Genomic DNA, 18220 nt, shown 5'->3' on the forward strand with positions numbered 1-18220 from the left:
TGTCCGGCCCGGCCGGGGTGCTGCCCGCACCCGGCCGCCGTCCGGCAGGTCAGCGGCCGGGCGACGCCGCAGGCGGTACGGCCGGGGAGCCGATCAGCATCGACGGTGCCCCCGCCACCCGGGTCAGGAAGACGGTCGCGGAGTTCGGTCCCTGCGGTTTGACCTTCCTGCGCAGCTCCTCGGGCTCGATCGCCGAGCCGCGCTTCTTCACCGTCAGGATCCCGACCCCGCGCTCGCGCAGCAGCGCCTTGAGCTTCTTCAGGCCGAAGGGCAGCACGTCGGTGATCTCGTACGCCGTCGCGTACGGCGTCGCGCGCAGCTCGTCGGCGGTGATGTAGGCGATGGTCGGGTCGATCAGCCGGCCGTCCAGCTGCCCGGCGACCTCGGCGACCAGATGGGCCCGGATGACCGCGCCGTCGGGCTCGTAGAGCCAGCGGCCGACCGGCCCGGCCTCCGGATCCGGCAGCGGATCGGCGGTGTGCAGCCCGCGCGGCCCGGGGAGCAGGGTCGCGCGCACCGTCCCGGGCGCGGTGCCGAACCAGAGCACGGCCTCCTTGACGTCCCCCTGGTCGGAGATCCACTCGGCCTCGGCCTCCGCGGGCACGGCCTCGTGCGGGATCCCGGGGGCGATCTTGATGGCGGCGCACTTCGCCGCACGGGCCGTCTCCACCGCCCACGACAGCGGCGGCGAGTACGACTCCGGGTCGAAGATCCGGCCGCGCCCCCCGCGCCGCGCCGGGTCGATGAAGACGGCGTCGTAGCCGGAGGTGTCCACCTCCGTCACATCCGCCTCCCGGACCTCGATCAGGTCCGCCAGGCCCAGCGCCTCGGCGTTGGCCCGCGCGACGGCGACCGTCAGCGGGTCGTGGTCCACCGCGAGCACCCGGATGCCGAGCCGCGCCAGTGCGAGCGCGTCCCCGCCGATGCCGCAGCACAGGTCAGCGACGCTCCGTACGCCGAGGGCCGCGAGCCGCTCGGCCCGGTACGAGGCCACGGACGTGCGGGTGGCCATCTCGCCGCCGCCGGGCGTGAAGTACATCCGGAAGGCGTCCTCGGCGCTGAACTTCGCCACCGCGCGCTGCCGCAGCCGGGCCTGCCCGAGTGCGGCGGAGACCAGGGCGGCGGGGTGCTCGCGGCGCAGCCGGGTGGCGACGGCCAGCTCCTGGGCGGGGTCGTAGTCGCGGAGCGAGTCGAGGAGGGCGCGGCCCTCGGGGGCGAGGAGCGCGGCGAAGTCTTCGGGGGTCACGGATCCATTGTCGGCGACGGTCCGGACCCGGACGGTGTGGGCCAGTCGAAGGAAGGTGGGACCGCGTTCGCGGTGTCTTCCGGGCGGCCCGTGTGTCGGGTGCCAGGATGCGCAGCTATGCAGCTAGTAAGACAAAAGGGAAATAAGTCGCAACAGGGTCACCGGTACGCGGCGGGTCCGCGCGGCCGGTTCGGGGTGGCCGTGGCAGCCCTGCTCGTCGCCGCCCTCGGGACGGCGTGCGGCTCCGGGGACCCGGGGCCCTCCAAGGCCGAGAAGGAGAAGGCCGCCAAGGCCGCGGAGGCGGGCGCGGCGGGCGCGCTGAGCGCCGCCGAGAAGGCCAAGGCGGCCCAGCAGGCGCGCATCGCCGCGGCGAAGAAGTGGGGCCTGCGCAAGACCCCGCTCGCCGCCCCGCCGGCGCCGAAGGAGAAGCCCGAGATCACCACGCGCGACGGCTTCGAGGTGGAGGACCAGGAGGAGTACCCCAACGTCTTCACCACCGTCCCCACCGAGGACAAGGTCGTCTTCCTGACGATCGACGACGGGTCGGAGAAGGACCCCGAGTTCCTGAAGATGATGCAGGAGCTGAAGATCCCGTACACGGCCTTCCTCAGCGACTACGTCGTGCGGGACAACTACCCGTACTTCAAGCAGATGCAGGCCGCGGGCGTCACGCTGAACAACCACACGCTCAACCACCGCTACATGCCGGGCCTGTCGTACGAGCAGCAGCGCGAGGAGATCTGCGGCCAGCAGGACACGATCCAGAAGCAGTTCGGCAAGCGGCCGACCCTCTTCCGGCCGCCGTACGGCAACTACAACCAGGACACGCTGCGCGCGGCCAAGTCCTGCGGCATCAAGGCGGTCCCGCTGTGGAACGCGGAGGCGTTCACCAACCGCATGGATTACCGTGAATGGGACCGCGATCTGCATCCCGGTGACATCATCCTCACGCACTTCCGGGGCAAGGAAGACTGGAAGGGCACGATGCCTGACATGATCCGTCATGTCATGAAGACCGTCACGGACAAGGGGTACGCCGTGGCTCGCCTGGAGGACTATCTGTGAAGTTCGCGCGCCGGTTGGTAGCCGGGACGCTGGTCGCCGGCGCGCTCGCGCTGTCCCTGACGGGGTGCGGGGGCAGCGTGGACCCCAGCGAACGACTGGCGCGCAGGACGGCGGAGGCCACACCGGACGCCGGCGGCGCCACGCCGTCGGCGGCCCCGTCCGGGCCCGCGCCGACACCGGCGCCCGGCGGTGCCTCCGACGAGGCGTACAAGAAGTGGGGCCTGACGACCCCCCTCCAGTACGCGCCCAAGCCGGACCGGAAACCGCAGATCCCGAAGCCGGGCCCGGGCAAGGTCCCGGTGATAGACCGAATACCCGTCCCGGCGGACGACAAGGTCGTCTTCCTGACCTTCGACGACGGCGCGGAGAAGGACCCCGAGTTCCTGAAGATGGCGGCCGACCTCAAGCTGCCGATCAGCATGTTCCTCACGGACAGCGTGGCCTCGTCCGACTACGGGTACTTCGAGAAGCTCCGCGACAACGGCTCGGCGAGCACGATAAACAACCACACGCTGACCCACCCGAATCTGCGGACCCTGTCCTTCGAAGCGCAGAAGAAGGAGATATGCGGCCAGCAGGACCGGCTGGAGAAGCGCTTCGGCCAGCGCCCGCCGTTCTTCCGCCCGCCCTTCGGCAACTACAACGACGACACCCTCCGGGCGGCCTCGGAGTGCGGAGTCTCGTCCCTGCTGCTGTGGCGGGCCTCGATGCAGATCAACAACTTCCAGTACGCCGAGGGCTCCGCCCTCAAACCGGGCGACATCATCCTGGCCCACTTCCGCGGCCCCGGTGAGCTCAAGGGCACGACGGAAACCCAGATGACGACGCGCATGCTCCAGCGGATCCAGGAACAGGGTTACCGGATCGGGCGGCTGGAGGACTACCTGTAGGCGGGGGCTTCGGGAGAGGGCGAGGAGCGCGTAGCTCCTCGCCCCTCGGCGTCTGCGGCCCGTCCTGGGCGGGCGCTAGGCGGAGGCGACGACCTCGCCGGCTGTGACCTGGGGCGGGTTGGGCAGGAGGCGGGCCAGGTTGTCGCGCACGAAGAGCTTCGCCCGCTCGATCGAGGCGTCCGCGCCCGCACGGTCGCGGAAGACGCTGGTGGACACCATCACCCCGCCTCCGGCATCCACCCAGAAGTACGCCACGAACCCGGGGACCTGGCGCATGATCGGCACGAACCCCTCGTCGACGATGCGCCCGGCCTCGGCCGGGTCGGTCACACCTTCATACCGCCGGACTGCTGCGTACATGGCTGATCCCCTCAAGGGTGCTCGGTGTCGTCGTTGCGAAGAGGGCGTACCCGGACCGGCACGTACGTGGCTCACGCGGCGCCCAGCAATCACCGGAAGGGACCTCGCCCGCTCGCGCGAACGGGCGCCCCTGCGGACGGAAGAAACGATCACCTAGGGTGCGGCCATGGACGCCGCCGTACTGCACCGCAGGACCAACATGCACCACGAGTGCGTGCCACCGGACCTCGTCGACCGCCTCCTCGCCCTCGGGCACACCGAAGTGGTGCGCGGGCTGGCCGTGGCGGAGGACGGGGACTGGTTCTGCGCGCGGGCCTGGGCGCGTCTGCTGGCCGGCCGGGGCGAGCTGGACGAGGCTCTCCAGGTACTGGCCCCCTACGTCGGCACAGGCTGGTGGACGGCGGCCGCTGAGGCGGCGCGACTGCTGGACGCCGGGGGCCTGGGCGACGAGGCCATCGCCCTCGTCCGCCCCTTCGCACCGGACGGGGACGGGCTCGCCCTGCGGGACCTGGCCCTGCTGCTGGCCCGGCACGGACACGGCGACGAGGCGTACGAGCTGCTCCTGCCACACGTCACCGACCGGATCACCGCCGAGGCACTGGTCGAAGTGGGCGTAGGGCTGGGCCGCGGCGACGAGGTCGCGGAGCTGCTGGAGGCCCGCCTGGCCCCGGGGAACCCGTGCACGCGGTGCGGAAGCCCGGAGTGCGGCAGTCCGTCCACGGTGCCGTTCAACGCGGTGAACCTCCTGGCGTCCGTGCGAGAGAAGCAGGGCCGTACGGACGAGGCGATCGCGGTGCTGCACGCGCACGACCCCGTCGTCGTCGGCAACCGTGACCCGCTCGCCGAACTGCTGGTCCGGCACGACCGGATCGACGAGCTGCGCGCGTACGCGGCCGGCTCGGGTCCGTGGGAAGCCGCCCGGCGGCTGGCGGAGCTGCTGGAGGGGCGCGGCGACGTGGCGGGTGCGGTCGACGCGTACCGCAACCACGCGGGCGAGGGCCTCTGGCACCGGTCGATCCTGCTCGCGGAGCTGCTGGCCCGGCACGGGCGGGGTGCCGAGGCCGTCGAGGTCCTGTGCGCGCTGAACAGCGCCGAGGACTGGATCCTCGACCCGCTGTGCGAGCTGTTCGCCGCCGAGGGCCGTGCCGAGGAGGGCCTCGCCCACCTCGACGCGCTCAAGGCCCGGCGGGGCAGGGAGGAGTGGGAACTCTTCCGGCTGCGGGGGCCGCTCCTGGCCGCCTGCGGCCGGCTCGACGAGGCGGTCGCGGAAGCCGGGGCCCACCCCGAGGGCGGACGCCCGTACGCGCGGGAGAGCCTGGCCCTCCTGCTGGCCGACGAGGGACGCCCGGAAGAGGCCGTCGCCCTCCTGGAGGCGGACCGCCTGGAGCAGCAGTGGGCCCTCGGCCCGCTCCTGGTGGAGCTGGGCCGGGTGGAGGAGGCGGTGACGCTCCTGCGGACGCCCCGCCCCCAGGTCCAGCCGCCGCAGCCGACGGGCTACAGCGACCGTCCCCCCTTCTAGGTCCTGTCGTCAAAGTCCCGCCTGGCCCGCGGCGCCCGTCACCGCTCCCACCGCCGGGGTGATCGTCGTTTCCGGTGGGCCGTGGGTGTCCGCCTCGCGCTGGCGTTCCGCGCTGTCGCTGATGCGCAGGAGCAGCGCGATCATGATCCAGTTGGCCAGGAGGGAGGAGCCGCCCTTCGCCAGGAAGGGCAGGGCCTTGCCCGTCAGGGGGATCAGGCCCGTCACGCCGCCCGCGACCACGAAGACCTGAAGGGCCAGCGCCGCCGCCAGCCCCACCGCGAGCAGCTTGCCGAACGGGTCGCGGGCGCCGAGCGCCATCCGCAGCCCCCGCTGCACGAGGAGCGCGTAGAGGATCAGTACGGCCATCACCCCGGCCAGGCCCAGTTCCTCGCCCACCGTGGTCAGGATGAAGTCGCTGCGCCCGGCGAACGCGATCAGCTCGGGATGTCCCATGCCGAGGCCGGTGCCGGAGATGCCGCCCGTGCCGAAGCTGAAGAGCGCCTGCGCCGACTGGTCCGAGGTGACTCCCGGCGGCCGGGTCTCCCAGTAGTACGACAGCGGGTTGAGCCACGCGGCCACGCGCGCCTTGACGTGCGGCTCCGTCGAGCCGACCACGAAGGCACCCGCCGAGGCCATGATCAGACCGCAGACGATCCAGCCGGTGCGTTCGGTCGCGACGTACAGCATCACCACGAACACGCCGAAGAAGATCAGTGAGGTGCCCAGGTCGCGCTCGAAGACCAGGACCAGCATCGAGACGATCCACACCGTGACGATCGGGCCGAGCTGGCGCATCGGGGGCAGCCGTACGCCCAGGAACCGGCGGCCCGTCAGGGCCAGCGAGTCCCGGTGGATGACCAGGTAACCGGCGAAGAAGATCGCGATCATGATCTTCACGAACTCGCCGGGCTGCAGCGAGAAGCCGAAGAGTTTGATCCAGCGCTTCGCACCGTAGGTGTCCGCGCCGAAGAAGGCGGGCGCGATCAGCAGCACCAGCGCGACGGCCATCGTGATGTAGATGAAGCGCTGCAGCAGCCGGTGGTCGCGCAACAGTGCCAGCACCAGCAGGCACGCGGCGACGCCGACCACCGTCCACATCAGCTGGCCGGGGGCGTTCGCGTCCGAGTTGTAGCGCTCGATGTAGCCCTGGTCGAGGCGGTGCAGCAGCACCAGTCCGAGCCCGGTCAGCAGCATGGCGAGCGGGAGGATCAGCGGGTCCGCGTACGCGGCGAAGCGGCGCACGCCCAGGTGTCCCACCAGGGACAGCAGGGTCATGCTGACGGTGAATCCGGCGAGGTTGGGCGGCAGCTCGTCGTTCATGGCGAGGCCCGCGGCGGCGTGGCCGAAGACGGCGATGGCGATGACGAAGACCAGGAGCAGAGCCTCGGTGCGGCGGCGGGCGACCGCCGAGGTCAGGGGCTTCAGTCCACGCACGGGATGCCGCCGCCGTCCTTGGAGGGGGACGGGGAGGGCGGCGGGGGTGCCGCTTCCGGTGAGGACGGGGGTGAGGACGGGGCGCCGGGGCCGGCGGAGGGCTTGGGTCCGATCTGCTCGGCAATGAGGCGCTTTATCTTCATATCATCTACGACGTTGATGTCCTCCCCATGGTTCCTTCCGAAGCCTTCGACGGGAAGGGTCGTGAAGTGGACCCTGCCGCCCGACAGGTTCTTCGCCTGTTTCAGGAACGCCAACAGATCCCAGCCCTCGTCCGTCACCACGTCCCGTTTCGCGGCGTCGATCAGCTTGATCAGCTTCGCCGGGTCGGTGAAGGTCCCGGCCGAGTTCAGCTTCTTCGTCGCACCCGCGAGGAAGGCCTGCTGCCGCTTCGTCCGGTCCAGGTCACCCATGTCCAGGCCGTGCCGCTGCCGCACGAACGCGAGCGACTGACGGCCGTCGAGCGTCTGGGGGCCCGCCGGGAAGTCGGCGCCCGAGTACCGGTCCTTCACCCCCGCCGCAGGGATTCGGCGAGGCCCTCTTCGTCTTCGACCACGAGGATGCGCACGGACCAAGCGTCACATATCGCCACTGCCCGGCGGCGCCCGTCCCGAGTGCGGCCCGTATCGCACCTCTGCCCTGCGGGCTGCTCGGCCGCCCTTGCCTCGGGCTGCGCCTCAATCGCCGGCGGGGCTGGGGTGTGCGGGTTTGTCGGCTGGGTCGGTTCGTGGTGCCGTGCCGGGGTATCTCCTCGGCTCGCGCCTGCGGCGGGGGTCCAGCTGTACGGCCTGGGTTGCGCGCTCGTCCTGCGGGGACACCCCGCCACGCCCCCCTGCCCTCCGCCGGAGAGGCCCACGGGGGGAACGGCTGGCACTGCCGAAGCTCTGCCGTGGGGTGGGGACACGTAGGAGGGTCCCCGGAGGACGAGCGCGCGACCGCGGCCGCCTGTCCGTGACGGGCCCGCGTGCGCCGAGCCGAGGAGACTCTCGTGCGGGGCACCGCCCCACACCACCGAGCCTCGCCGGCGTTTGAGGCGCGGCCCGAGGCGGAACGCGGCCGCGCCGCACACTGCCGAGCCCGCCGGGAGGGCATCGGCCGAGGAGACTCTCGTGCGGGGCACCGCCCCACATCACCGAGCCTCGCCGGCGTTTGAGGCGCGGCTCGAGGCGGGACGCGGCCGCGCCGCACACCGCCGAGCCCGCCCGCAGGGCACCGGCCCCGCCGGCGTTTGAGGCGCGGCCCGAGGCGGAACGCGGCCGCGCCGCACACCGCCGAGCCCGCCCGCAGGGCAGAGGCCCCCCCGGGCCGGGACAGGCCCGCGCAGACGGGCACCGCCGAGCCGCCCGCAGGGTCAAGGGGTGGGGAGGGGGCCCCATGAGTGGGGGTCGGCTTCGGGGGCCGGCGGGCCGGACCGGCGGCGCCGGCGGTCGGCGGCGTCGCGGGCGGCCGCGGTCAGCGCCCAGGCGGGGAACGCGAAGGCCGTCAGCCCCAGGCCGATGGGCGCGAGCGACGAGGCGAGATCCATCTGCACGGCATGGCCGGCCGACGGCCCGCCGACGCGCGCAGCGACCGGCCCACGCGGCCGGTCGTCGAACACTCCGTCGATCCTGATCCCGGGAAGGGTGAACGATCCGTCGGCGGCGGCGAAGTCCCCCGCGCACGTCATCGTCCGGTCCCCGCGAGAGTCGAACTCCCCCCACGTGCAGCGCTCCGCGCGGAACGTGCCGTCCACCCCCGTCAGTTGGGTGATGAGCCGCGGTACGGCCACGTGGCACATGAAGATCCCGACGGCGACGCCGACGGCGATCGGGACGACGTGGAGCCATCGCACGCCGGAGTTCGTCCTGGTCATACCGGGGACAGTAGTGATGCCGAACGGGCGTTCGCGCGGTTTTTCCGTGGCCGGTACCCGCCCTCGCGCAACGCCCGACCGGCCGGGAATTGGCACTCCGCTTGACCGAGTGCTAATCGCCGGAATAGTCTCGCACCTGGCACTCACCCCTGGTGAGTGCCAACACAGCGACAGGCAGATCCGGCACCCGCGACGACGGATCGACCTGGTCGCCACCTCAGACAGTTAACCCCGGATCTCCGAAGGGGGAGGTCGGATCGTGACGACCACCAGCTCCAAGGTTGCCATCAAGCCGCTTGAGGACCGCATTGTGGTCCAGCCGCTGGACGCCGAGCAGACCACGGCCTCCGGCCTGGTCATCCCGGACACCGCGAAGGAGAAGCCCCAGGAGGGCGTCGTCCTCGCGGTGGGCCCGGGCCGCTTCGAGGACGGCCAGCGTCTCCCGCTGGACGTCACCGTCGGCGACATCGTGCTCTACAGCAAGTACGGCGGCACCGAAGTGAAGTACAGCGGCGAGGAGTACCTCGTCCTCTCGGCTCGCGACGTGCTCGCGATCGTCGAGAAGTAATTCTCTTCATCAGTACTGCTTTGAGCTGCGCCCCTGGTCACCCCGCTGATTGCCGGGCGGCGAGGGGCGCAGCTCGTTAAACCCGAGTTTTCGAGAGGGCTGAACCGCTCCCATGGCGAAGATCCTGAAGTTCGACGAGGACGCCCGTCGCGCCCTCGAGCGCGGCGTCAACAAGCTTGCCGACACGGTCAAGGTGACGATCGGCCCCAAGGGCCGCAACGTCGTCATCGACAAGAAGTTCGGCGCCCCCACCATCACCAACGACGGTGTCACCATCGCTCGCGAGGTCGAGCTGGACGACCCGTACGAGAACCTGGGCGCGCAGCTCGTGAAGGAGGTGGCGACCAAGACCAACGACATCGCGGGTGACGGCACCACCACCGCCACCGTGCTGGCCCAGGCGCTGGTCCGCGAGGGTCTGCGCAACGTCGCCGCGGGTGCTTCCCCGGCCGCCCTGAAGAAGGGCATCGACGCCGCGGTCAAGGCCGTGTCCGAGGAGCTCCTCGCGACCGCCCGCCCGATCGAGGACAAGTCCGACATCGCCGCCGTGGCCGCGCTCTCCGCGCAGGACCAGCAGGTCGGCGAGCTCATCGCCGAGGCGATGGACAAGGTCGGCAAGGACGGTGTCATCACCGTCGAGGAGTCCAACACCTTCGGCCTGGAGCTGGAATTCACCGAGGGCATGGCCTTCGACAAGGGCTACCTCTCGCCGTACATGGTCTCCGACCAGGAGCGTATGGAGGCCGTCCTCGACGACCCGTACATCCTGATCAACCAGGGCAAGATCTCCTCGATCCAGGACCTCCTGCCGCTGCTCGAGAAGGTCATCCAGGCCGGCGCCTCGAAGCCGCTGCTGATCATCGCCGAGGACGTCGAGGGCGAGGCGCTCTCCACCCTCGTCGTCAACAAGATCCGTGGCACCTTCAACGCGGTGGCCGTCAAGGCCCCCGGCTTCGGTGACCGTCGCAAGGCGATGCTCCAGGACATGGCCACCCTCACCGGTGCCACCGTCATCGCCGAGGAGGTCGGCCTCAAGCTCGACCAGGCCGGTCTGGACGTACTGGGCTCCGCCCGCCGCGTGACCATCTCCAAGGACGACACCACCATCGTCGATGGTGGCGGCAGCCACGAAGAGGTCCTCGGCCGCGTCAACCAGATCAAGGCCGAGATCGAGTCCACCGACTCGGACTGGGACCGCGAGAAGCTGCAGGAGCGCCTGGCGAAGCTCGCCGGCGGCGTCTGCGTCATCAAGGTCGGCGCCGCCACCGAGGTGGAGCTCAAGGAGAAGAAGCACCGTCTCGAGGACGCCATCTCGGCGACCCGCGCCGCGGTCGAGGAGGGCATCGTCTCCGGCGGTGGCTCCGCGCTCGTCCACGCCGTCAAGGTCCTCGAGGGCAACCTCGGCCTGTCGGGCGACGAGGCCACCGGTGTCGCGGTCGTGCGCCGCGCCGCCGTCGAGCCGCTGCGCTGGATCGCCGAGAACGCCGGCCTCGAGGGTTACGTCATCACCTCGAAGGTCGCCGAGCTCGACAAGGGCCAGGGCTTCAACGCCGCCACCGGCGAGTACGGCGACCTGGTCAAGGCCGGCGTCATCGACCCGGTGAAGGTCACCCGTTCCGCGCTGGAGAACGCCGCCTCCATCGCCTCCCTGCTGCTCACGACCGAGACCCTGGTCGTCGAGAAGCCGGCGGACGACGAGGGCGACGCCGGTCACGGCCACGGCCACGGTCACAGCCACTGATCGCACGCACCACGCCGAGAAGGCCCCGTTCCGCAGTCGCGGGACGGGGCCTTCCCCGTGGTGGGGCCTCAGGTTCCGTACGGAGAACCGGATGCGCCCATCTGCATCTGCAGGGCTGCGGTGTTGTAGTGCCACCAGCCCTCGATGATCTCTCCGTCCAGGCACCTGAAGGTGGTGCTCCCGGACATCTCGTACGTCTTCCCGGTCGGTGCGACTCCCATGAACGTGCCCTTGTGGGTGCCGCGCCAGTTCCACACCGTCGTGACCATGTCGCCCTCGGCCAGCTGGGCCTGCGGCTCGAAGGTCATGTCGAAGGCGGCGCGCCACGTCTCCATGTCCGACCTCATGGAGTCGCGCCCGATGACGGTGGACTCCGCCTTGCCGGTGTCGTGGTCGATGTAGTTCGTCGCGAAGCACTCGTCGATGACGCTCATGTTCCCGGCCATGGCCGCTTCCGTGAACACCCGGTCGGCGAGCTGCTTGTTGAGGTGTTCGTCGCGGACCACGTCCAGGTTCATGAACTTCGGCATGCCTTCGCAGAGCGCCACCATTTCCTGGAACATCCGGTCCGTCTCGGGGAGCCGGGAGTTCTTCATGGCCTCCTCGTACGAGGCGAACTCCACCATGTCCACGTAGTGGTTCCGGGCCTCGCGGTCCTGGCCGATCATCGTGTGCGTGGCTGTGCGCCTGCCGCTGCTCTGCTCCGCCCAGCGGTCGATGAGGGCGTTCATCTCGTCGAACCGCGTAGTCTCGTAATCGATCACTTGTACGAATGTCATCGCGTCGCCTCCCGCGCTGGATGGGACAGGTCCAGTTTAGGGAGATTTCAGCCGGTTGGCCGCTTGTGCAGGGTTCCTTCGGGGTACCCTCCGGGGCTACTGGGGGCCGTACTTGCGGCCCGTACGCGAGGACACCCCGCCCAGCAGCCCGCGCGGCGCCAGCTTCACCACGCTCATCAGCGCCTTGTACCGCGGGTCCGGGATCGACACCGTCTTCCCCCGCGCCAGGTCGTCCAGGGCCGTGGCCACCAGCTTGTCGGCGTCCAGCCACATCCAGCCGGGGATGTTGTCCGTGCCCATCCCCGCCCGCTGGTGGAACTCCGTACGCACGAAGCCGGGGCACAGGGCCATCAGCCGCACCCCGGACCCCGCCAGGTCGCGCGCCGCGCCCTGGGTGAACTGCACGACCCAGGCCTTGCTCGCCCCGTAGGTGCCGCGCGGCACGAAGGCCGCCACCGAGGCCACGTTGATCACGCCGCCGCGGCCGCGCGAGCGCATCGACGCGGTGGCCGCCGAGGTCAGCCGCAGCACCGCCTCGATGTGCACCTTCAGCATGGTCAGCTCGTCGGCCATGGAGACCTCGAGGTAGCGGCCCTTGTTGCCGAAGCCGGCGTTGTTGACCAGCAGGTCCACCGGGTGCGTGCGGTCGTCGAGTCGCTGCTCGACCGCCGTGATGCCCTCCTCGGTGGAGAGGTCGGCGACCAGTACCTCGGCCTCGATGCCGTGCCGGTCGTGCAGCTCGGTCGCCTGCTCGCCGAGCCGCTTGGTGTCGCGTGCCACCAGTACCAGGTTGTGCCCCTGGGCGGCCAGCCGCCGGGCGAAGGCGGCGCCGATGCCCGCCGTGGATCCCGTAATCAACGCAGTCGTCATAGGCGCAACCTAGCTTCCCCGGCTGACGGTGCTACCCCTCCCCGGTCTCCGCCCCGTACTTCTCCACGTACAGGCGCACCCGCTCGTGGGCCTTCGGCTCCATCGCCGTGCCCGCCGCCAGGGTGAGCGGCAGCAGCGCCCGCTCGGTGGTGAAGGCGCGGAACCAGAGCTGCACCGTCACGTCGTGGTCGGGCCGGTGGATGACCTCGATCGGGTCGCCGGGCGAGACCGACCCCGCCTCGATCACCCGCAGGTACGCGCCCGGCCGGGCCGCCTGTGTGAACCGCTTGACCCAGCCGGCCTCGCCCAGGGCCCCCTGGAAGGTCCGGCACGGGATGCGGGCCGAGGCCACCTCGAGGACGAGGTCCGCGCCGACCCGCCAGCGGTCGCCGAGCCGCGCGGTGTTCAGGTCGATGCCGGAGGTGGTGAAGTTCTCGCCGAAGAGCCCGCCGGGCAGCTCGCGGCCGAGCTCGCGCTCCCACAGGTCCAGGTCCTCGCGGGCGTACGCGTAGACGGCCTGGTGGTCGCCGCCGTGGTGGCGCCGGTCGCAGACGGCGTCGCCGTCCAGGCCGCTGCCGAGGCCGTCGGCCTTCGGGCCCGGGGCGACGACGCGGACGGGTCCGGGCGCGGGGCGCTTGCCGATGCCCGTTCGCCCGCCCTCCGCGTCGGAGTAGTCGACGGCCGTGGCGCGGCCGAGGTTCACGGAGATGAGATGCATGGAGGCCATGGGACCACGCTAACCGACCGCCCCAAAGCGTCGCCGGGATATTGGCGCTGCGGTCAAAGCAGGCCTTATGCTCGAAAGGTGATCGAGGCACGTCATCTCCGGGTTCTGCGCGCTGTCGCCGGGACCGGGTCCTTCTCCGCAGCCGCCCGCGAGCTCGGCTGCACCCAGCCGGCCGTCTCCCAGCAGATGAAGGCGCTGGAGCAGTCGGCCGGCACTCCGCTGCTCATCCGCACCGGACGCGAAATGCGGCTGACCCAGGCGGGTGAGGCCCTGGTGCGCCATGCCGCGGGGATCCTGGCCGGGCTGACGGCCGCCGAGGAGGAGGTCGCGGCCATCGCCGGGCTGCGCGCGGGCCGGGTCCGGCTCGTGTCCTTCCCCAGCGGCAGCTCCACGCTGGTGCCGACCGCGCTCGCGGCGATGCGTTCCGAGCACCCGGGGACCCGCATCTCGCTGGTCGAGGCCGAACCGCCGCGCTCGGTGGAGATGCTGCGCGAGGGCGACTGCGACCTGGCGCTGGCCTTCCGTTACGGCGGGGCCGCCCATTCCGCCGCGGAGTGGGACGACCTCGTGGTGCGGCCGCTGCTGACCGACCGGCTCGTCGGGCTGGTCCCGGAGGGGCACCGGCTGGCCGGTGCGGAGCGCGTGGGCATGGCGGAGCTGGCCGACGAACCGTGGATCGCGGGCTGTCCGCGCTGTCGCCGCCACCTCGTGGAGGTGTGCGAGGGTGCGGGCTTCACCCCGCGCATCGACTTCGCCACCGACGACTACCCGGCGGTGGTCGGCCTGGTCGGCGCGGGGCTGGGCGTCGCGGTGCTGCCGGAGCTCGCGGTGGAGTCCGTACGGGCCAAGGGCGTGAGCACGGTGGCCGTGGAGCCGGCGGTGGAGCGGGAGGTCGTCGCGCTGACCCTGCCCGACCTGGCCCGGGTGCCTGCCGTGGCCGCGACCCTGGCGCAGCTGGAGCGGGCGGCCGCGCGCTGACCCGCGCCCCCGCCCGCCCCCGGCGGCGGCCGGGGGCGGAACATCGGACGGCCCGGTACGGCCGAACGTGTGAAACGCGGGCCGGGCGGCGACACGCCCGGGTGTGCCGGTGATTCGAGGAAACGTTCCTTCGGACGTTCGTCGGGTGGGCTCTCAGCTCGGCGCGATCGGTCCGATCGCACTCGACGCGGGGATCAGGCGATGCCGGGCGCGGCCCATCAGCTCCTCGCGCTCGTCTTCGGTCAGGCCGCCCCACACCCCGTAGGGCTCTCGGACGGCGAGTGCGTGCGCGGCGCATTCCGAACGAACCGGGCATCGCATGCAGACCTCTTTAGCCGAGGCCTCGCGCGCGCTCCTGGCCGCGCCCCGCTCGCCTTCCGGATGGAAGAAGAGGGAGCTGTCGACCCCGCGGCAGGCGGCTAGCAGCTGCCAGTCCCAGAGGTCGGCGTTCGGTCCGGGGAGGCGGGAGAAATCTGCCATTGGTAGTCCCTCTTGGTGCCGGTACTGAGGCGGATACGGTCCATGTCTCCACACCTACTGTCGGAGTAGATGTAAATATGACTCATTGGGAATCTAGCCTCAGACACGTGCCAAACGGAAGGAAAGCCGCCAAATAGGGCATAGCTCCAGATGGAGGACAAGCGGCTCGTGGCTCCTACGCCGTGATCGCTTCCTCACGTAGAGTGCTGAAGGTGTCCGTCCGACCCGTAACTCTTTCGAGTGACCATCGTTGAGAGTGCGAAGGCGGTTGAACCAACAAGTTCTCGGACAGGTGTCCGGGAGCATCGACCGCACAGGTGACGATACGTACCAGCCTGGAGGCTCAAGGTGACGCGCATCAGCAGCTGCGGAGGGCGGTCATGACATCCGTCCTCGTCTGCGACGACTCCCCGCTTGCCCGAGAGGCGCTCCGCCGCGCGGTTGCCACCGTGCCCGGCGTCGAGCGTGTGACGACGGCTGCCAACGGCGAGGAAGTCCTCCGCCGCTGGGGCGCCGACCGCTCCGACCTGATTCTGATGGATGTACGGATGCCCGGGCTGGGCGGTGTGGAGACGGTCCGCCGACTGCTCTCGGCCGACCCCGGCGCCCGCATCATCATGCTGACGGTCGCCGAGGACCTGGACGGCGTGGCCCTCGCGGTCGCCGCCGGCGCCCGTGGCTACCTGCACAAGGACGCCTCGCGCGCCGAACTGCGGGCCACGGTCACCCAGGCCCTCGCCGACCCGACCTGGCGACTGGCCCCGCGCCGGCTCCGCTCGGCCGAGATGGGCGCCGCGCCCACGCTCACCGCGCGCGAGATCCAGGTCCTGGAGGGCATGAGTCACGGCCGGTCCAATGCGGAGATCGGGCGCGAGCTCTTCCTCTCCGAGGACACGGTCAAGACGCACGCCCGTCGGCTGTTCAAGAAGCTCGGTGCCTCGGACCGGGCGCACGCTGTGGCCCTCGGCTTCCGCTGGGGTCTGGTCCGCTGACCTCCCGGTCGTGGCCGGGCCCCGCCCGGTCCGCCGCAGGCCGCGGATCTTCGAGAGCGGTCCCGTCCGCACCCGCGGACGGGGCGGCGCGCCGCCCTCGCCGTCTCTCGAATTCGGGGTAGCCCCGTCCCCCGCCGTACCCGGTGCGCACCCGGGGATTGGCGGGGCACAATCCGGGGGACGTCTCGCTTCGTGCGCGATGCCGCATCCTTGAGGGTGTGGAGTCTCTCGGGGACTATTCGGCCGAGCGGGAGGGGAGGGCGCAGATGATGGGTTCCGGCGCACCTGCTCATAACGCTTCGATGCACAACAAGGGCCACGGCGACGCGGATGCTCCGGCGCCAAGGCACCATGGATTGATGCGCGACGACGAGGCCTTGGGGTCACCCGCGGCCACAGGCCCGACCGGCGCCGCCAGAGGCGGCAGTGCCGGGGGTGTCAGCGCGCTCGTACGCCGGGCGGTGGAGGGCGACGAGCAGGCCACGCACGACCTGCTCGCCTTCGTGCACCCCCTTGCGATCCGCTATTGCCGCACCCGGCTCTCGCGATTGCCGGGTGACGCTCGTCACTTCGTGGAGGACCTGGCGCAGGAGGTCTGCGTCGCCGTCCTGATGGCGCTGCCGCGCTACCGGGACACCGGGCGGCCCTTCGAGGCCTTCGTCTTCGCGATCGCCGCGCACAAGGTCGCCGACCTGCAGCGGGCCGCCATGCGGCACCCGGGCAGCACGGCCGTGCCCTCCGACGAGATGCCGGAACGGCCCGACGACTCGCTGGGCCCCGAGGAGCGCGCGCTGCTCAGCAGCGACGCCGCCTGGGCCAAGAAGCTGCTGGCGAACCTTCCGGAGAACCAGCGAGAGCTCCTCGTGCTGCGGGTGGCCGTCGGGCTGACCGCGGAGGAGACCGGGCAGATGCTCGGAATGTCCCCCGGGGCCGTGCGCGTCGCCCAGCACCGGGCACTCAGCAGGCTGCGGGCGCTCGCCGAGCAGTAGGCGGCCGCGCGCCCGCGCCCTCGTACGGTCCGTGCCGGCTCCCTCGGTGCGGACCCCGGACCGGGGCTTCCGTCACGCGCCGCAATCGTAGGAAACGACGAAACTTCTGCTTGACCTTGGTCGTGGAATGAGACGCGTCGGGATCCCGTTAGCATGGACATCCGCGCTGAGCAAGACCATTTGGGAAGGTGTCATGACCGCCGACGGAGTGCCCGACAAATTCGCCACGCTCGGACTGACCTACGACGACGTGCTGCTGCTGCCGGGCGCGTCGGACATGTCGCCTGATGCGATCGACACCTCTTCCCTCATCTCGCGCAACGTGCGCGTGAACGTCCCGCTGCTGTCCGCCGCCATGGACAAGGTCACCGAGGCCCGCATGGCCATCGCCATGGCCCGTCAGGGCGGCGTCGGCGTGCTGCACCGCAACCTCTCCATCGCGGACCAGGCCAACCAGGTCGACCTGGTCAAGCGCTCCGAGTCCGGCATGGTCACCGACCCGATCACGGTGCACCCGGACGCGACGCTGCGCGAGGCCGACGAGCTCTGCGCGAAGTTCCGCATCTCCGGCGTCCCGGTCACCGACCCCGCCGGCAAGCTCCTCGGCATCGTCACCAACCGCGACATGGCCTTCGAGTCGGACCGCAGCCGCCAGGTGCGCGAGGTCATGACCCCGATGCCGCTGGTCACGGGCAAGGTCGGCATCTCGGGCGTGGACGCCATGGAGCTGCTGCGCCGCCACAAGATCGAGAAGCTTCCGCTGGTCGACGACGCGGGCATCCTCAAGGGCCTCATCACGGTCAAGGACTTCGTCAAGGCCGAGAAGTACCCGAACGCCGCCAAGGACAAGGGCGGCCGGCTGCTCGTCGGTGCGGCCGTCGGTGTCGCCGGCGACGCGTACGAGCGCGCCCAGGCCCTGATCGAGGCGGGCGCCGACTTCATCGTCGTCGACACCGCCCACGGTCACTCCCGCCTGGTCGGCGACATGGTCGCCAAGATCAAGTCGAATTCCGGCGTCGACGTCATCGGCGGCAACGTCGCCACGCGTGACGGCGCGCAGGCGCTGATCGACGCCGGCTGCGACGGCATCAAGGTCGGCGTCGGCCCCGGCTCCATCTGCACCACCCGCGTCGTCGCCGGCATCGGCGTCCCGCAGGTCACCGCGATCTACGAGGCCTCGCTCGCCGCCAAGGCGGCCGGTGTCCCGGTCATCGGCGACGGCGGCCTGCAGTACTCCGGCGACATCGCCAAGGCCCTGGTCGCGGGGGCCGACACGGTGATGCTCGGCTCGCTGCTGGCGGGCTGTGAGGAGTCCCCGGGCGAGCTGCTCTTCATCAACGGCAAGCAGTTCAAGTCGTACCGCGGCATGGGTTCGCTCGGCGCGATGCAGTCCCGCGGCGACCAGCGCTCCTTCTCCAAGGACCGCTACTTCCAGGAGGGCGTGGGCGGCGACGACAAGCTCATCCCCGAGGGCATCGAGGGCCAGGTCCCCTACCGCGGCCCGCTCTCCGCGGTCGTGCACCAGCTCGTCGGCGGCCTGCGCCAGTCGATGTTCTACGTCGGCGGCCGCACGGTCCCCGAGCTGCAGGACCGCGGCCGGTTCGTCCGGATCACCTCGGCGGGCCTCAAGGAGAGCCACCCGCACGACATCCAGATGACGGTCGAGGCGCCGAACTACTCCCGCAAGGGGTAACGGCCGCAGTCAGAGCCAGCGCGAGGAGCGGGTCCGG

18 protein-coding genes are annotated in these 18220 nt (G+C 71.0%); 9 read left to right on the top strand and 9 right to left on the bottom strand.

What is annotated here, in order from left to right; all coding sequences use genetic code 11:
- Positions 1-49: 49 nt before the first annotated feature.
- On the bottom strand, positions 50-1246 hold the full coding sequence (locus OG444_RS23425; protein ID WP_327264012.1) for a THUMP-like domain-containing protein: 1197 nt from the start codon (positions 1244-1246) through the stop codon (positions 50-52).
- Positions 1247-1441: 195 nt separating this feature from the next.
- Between OG444_RS23425 and OG444_RS23430 the strand changes: the two genes are divergently transcribed.
- Both OG444_RS23430 and OG444_RS23435 read left to right on the top strand, forming a co-directional pair.
- The gene (locus OG444_RS23430; RefSeq protein WP_327264013.1) at positions 1442-2311 is read left to right on the top strand and encodes a polysaccharide deacetylase family protein; all 870 of its coding nucleotides are present in this window, start codon (positions 1442-1444) and stop codon (positions 2309-2311) included.
- On the top strand, positions 2308-3201 hold the full coding sequence (locus tag OG444_RS23435) for a polysaccharide deacetylase family protein (RefSeq protein ID WP_327264014.1): 894 nt from the start codon (positions 2308-2310) through the stop codon (positions 3199-3201). The genes OG444_RS23430 and OG444_RS23435 overlap by 4 nt, the downstream gene beginning before the upstream one ends.
- A gap of 75 nt (positions 3202-3276) precedes the next feature.
- On the opposite strand, the gene OG444_RS23440 is transcribed toward OG444_RS23435, so the two are convergent.
- Positions 3277-3561: a hypothetical protein gene (locus OG444_RS23440; protein WP_327264015.1), complete on the bottom strand. Its 285-nt coding sequence runs from the start codon at positions 3559-3561 to the stop codon at positions 3277-3279.
- Positions 3562-3727: 166 nt separating this feature from the next.
- On the opposite strand from OG444_RS23440, the gene OG444_RS23445 reads away from it, so the two are divergent.
- Positions 3728-5080, top strand: coding sequence for a hypothetical protein (locus OG444_RS23445; RefSeq protein WP_327264016.1), 1353 nt, complete (start codon positions 3728-3730; stop codon positions 5078-5080).
- A 9-nt stretch (positions 5081-5089) separates the two neighbouring features.
- On the opposite strand, the gene OG444_RS23450 is transcribed toward OG444_RS23445, so the two are convergent.
- From OG444_RS23450 to OG444_RS23460, 3 genes are all read right to left on the bottom strand, one after another.
- Positions 5090-6514: an FtsW/RodA/SpoVE family cell cycle protein gene (locus OG444_RS23450; protein WP_327264017.1), complete on the bottom strand. Its 1425-nt coding sequence runs from the start codon at positions 6512-6514 to the stop codon at positions 5090-5092.
- Positions 6502-7026, bottom strand: a complete 525-nt coding sequence (locus tag OG444_RS23455; RefSeq protein ID WP_327264018.1) for an LCP family protein — start codon at positions 7024-7026, stop codon at positions 6502-6504. The genes OG444_RS23450 and OG444_RS23455 overlap by 13 nt, the downstream gene beginning before the upstream one ends.
- Positions 7027-7865: 839 nt before the next feature.
- On the bottom strand, positions 7866-8366 hold the full coding sequence (locus tag OG444_RS23460; protein ID WP_327264019.1) for a hypothetical protein: 501 nt from the start codon (positions 8364-8366) through the stop codon (positions 7866-7868).
- A 259-nt stretch (positions 8367-8625) separates the two neighbouring features.
- On the opposite strand from OG444_RS23460, the gene groES reads away from it, so the two are divergent.
- Together groES and groL are read left to right on the top strand one after the other, a co-directional pair.
- Positions 8626-8934 (top strand): co-chaperone GroES, encoded by a 309-nt coding sequence (gene groES, locus OG444_RS23465; protein ID WP_030389102.1) that lies wholly within the window; start codon positions 8626-8628, stop codon positions 8932-8934.
- Between the two features lie 112 nt (positions 8935-9046).
- Entirely contained in the window at positions 9047-10675 is a 1629-nt protein-coding gene (gene groL / locus OG444_RS23470; protein ID WP_327264020.1) for a chaperonin GroEL, read from the top strand.
- A gap of 68 nt (positions 10676-10743) precedes the next feature.
- Here groL and OG444_RS23475 read toward each other — a convergent pair whose 3' ends face one another.
- From OG444_RS23475 to OG444_RS23485, 3 genes are all read right to left on the bottom strand, one after another.
- Positions 10744-11439 carry an ester cyclase gene (locus tag OG444_RS23475; RefSeq protein ID WP_327264021.1) on the bottom strand — a complete coding sequence of 232 codons (696 nt, stop codon included), beginning with the start codon at positions 11437-11439 and terminating at the stop codon, positions 10744-10746.
- Positions 11440-11550: 111 nt separating this feature from the next.
- Entirely contained in the window at positions 11551-12324 is a 774-nt protein-coding gene (locus OG444_RS23480) for an SDR family NAD(P)-dependent oxidoreductase (protein WP_327264022.1), read from the bottom strand.
- 31 nt (positions 12325-12355) lie between these two features.
- Positions 12356-13042, bottom strand: a complete 687-nt coding sequence (locus OG444_RS23485; protein ID WP_327266895.1) for an MOSC domain-containing protein — start codon at positions 13040-13042, stop codon at positions 12356-12358.
- An 87-nt stretch (positions 13043-13129) separates the two neighbouring features.
- Between OG444_RS23485 and OG444_RS23490 the strand changes: the two genes are divergently transcribed.
- Complete coding sequence (locus OG444_RS23490) at positions 13130-14029, top strand: LysR family transcriptional regulator (RefSeq protein ID WP_327264023.1); 900 nt, start codon at positions 13130-13132, stop codon at positions 14027-14029.
- A gap of 153 nt (positions 14030-14182) precedes the next feature.
- Here OG444_RS23490 and OG444_RS23495 read toward each other — a convergent pair whose 3' ends face one another.
- Positions 14183-14509 carry a WhiB family transcriptional regulator gene (locus tag OG444_RS23495; protein WP_327264024.1) on the bottom strand — a complete coding sequence of 109 codons (327 nt, stop codon included), beginning with the start codon at positions 14507-14509 and terminating at the stop codon, positions 14183-14185.
- A gap of 380 nt (positions 14510-14889) precedes the next feature.
- Here OG444_RS23495 and OG444_RS23500 point away from each other — a divergent pair, with 380 nt between their 5' ends.
- The 3 genes from OG444_RS23500 (at position 14890) to guaB (ending at position 18183) form a co-directional block, all read left to right on the top strand.
- Positions 14890-15501 (top strand): response regulator transcription factor, encoded by a 612-nt coding sequence (locus tag OG444_RS23500; RefSeq protein ID WP_003948568.1) that lies wholly within the window; start codon positions 14890-14892, stop codon positions 15499-15501.
- A 359-nt stretch (positions 15502-15860) separates the two neighbouring features.
- Positions 15861-16490 (top strand): sigma-70 family RNA polymerase sigma factor, encoded by a 630-nt coding sequence (locus OG444_RS23505; protein ID WP_327264025.1) that lies wholly within the window; start codon positions 15861-15863, stop codon positions 16488-16490.
- A 193-nt stretch (positions 16491-16683) separates the two neighbouring features.
- Positions 16684-18183: an IMP dehydrogenase gene (guaB, locus tag OG444_RS23510; protein ID WP_327264026.1), complete on the top strand. Its 1500-nt coding sequence runs from the start codon at positions 16684-16686 to the stop codon at positions 18181-18183.
- The last annotated feature ends 37 nt before the right edge of the window (positions 18184-18220 follow it).

The sequence above is a fragment of the Streptomyces sp. NBC_01232 genome (assembly GCF_035989885.1).
GTDB lineage: Bacteria > Actinomycetota > Actinomycetes > Streptomycetales > Streptomycetaceae > Streptomyces.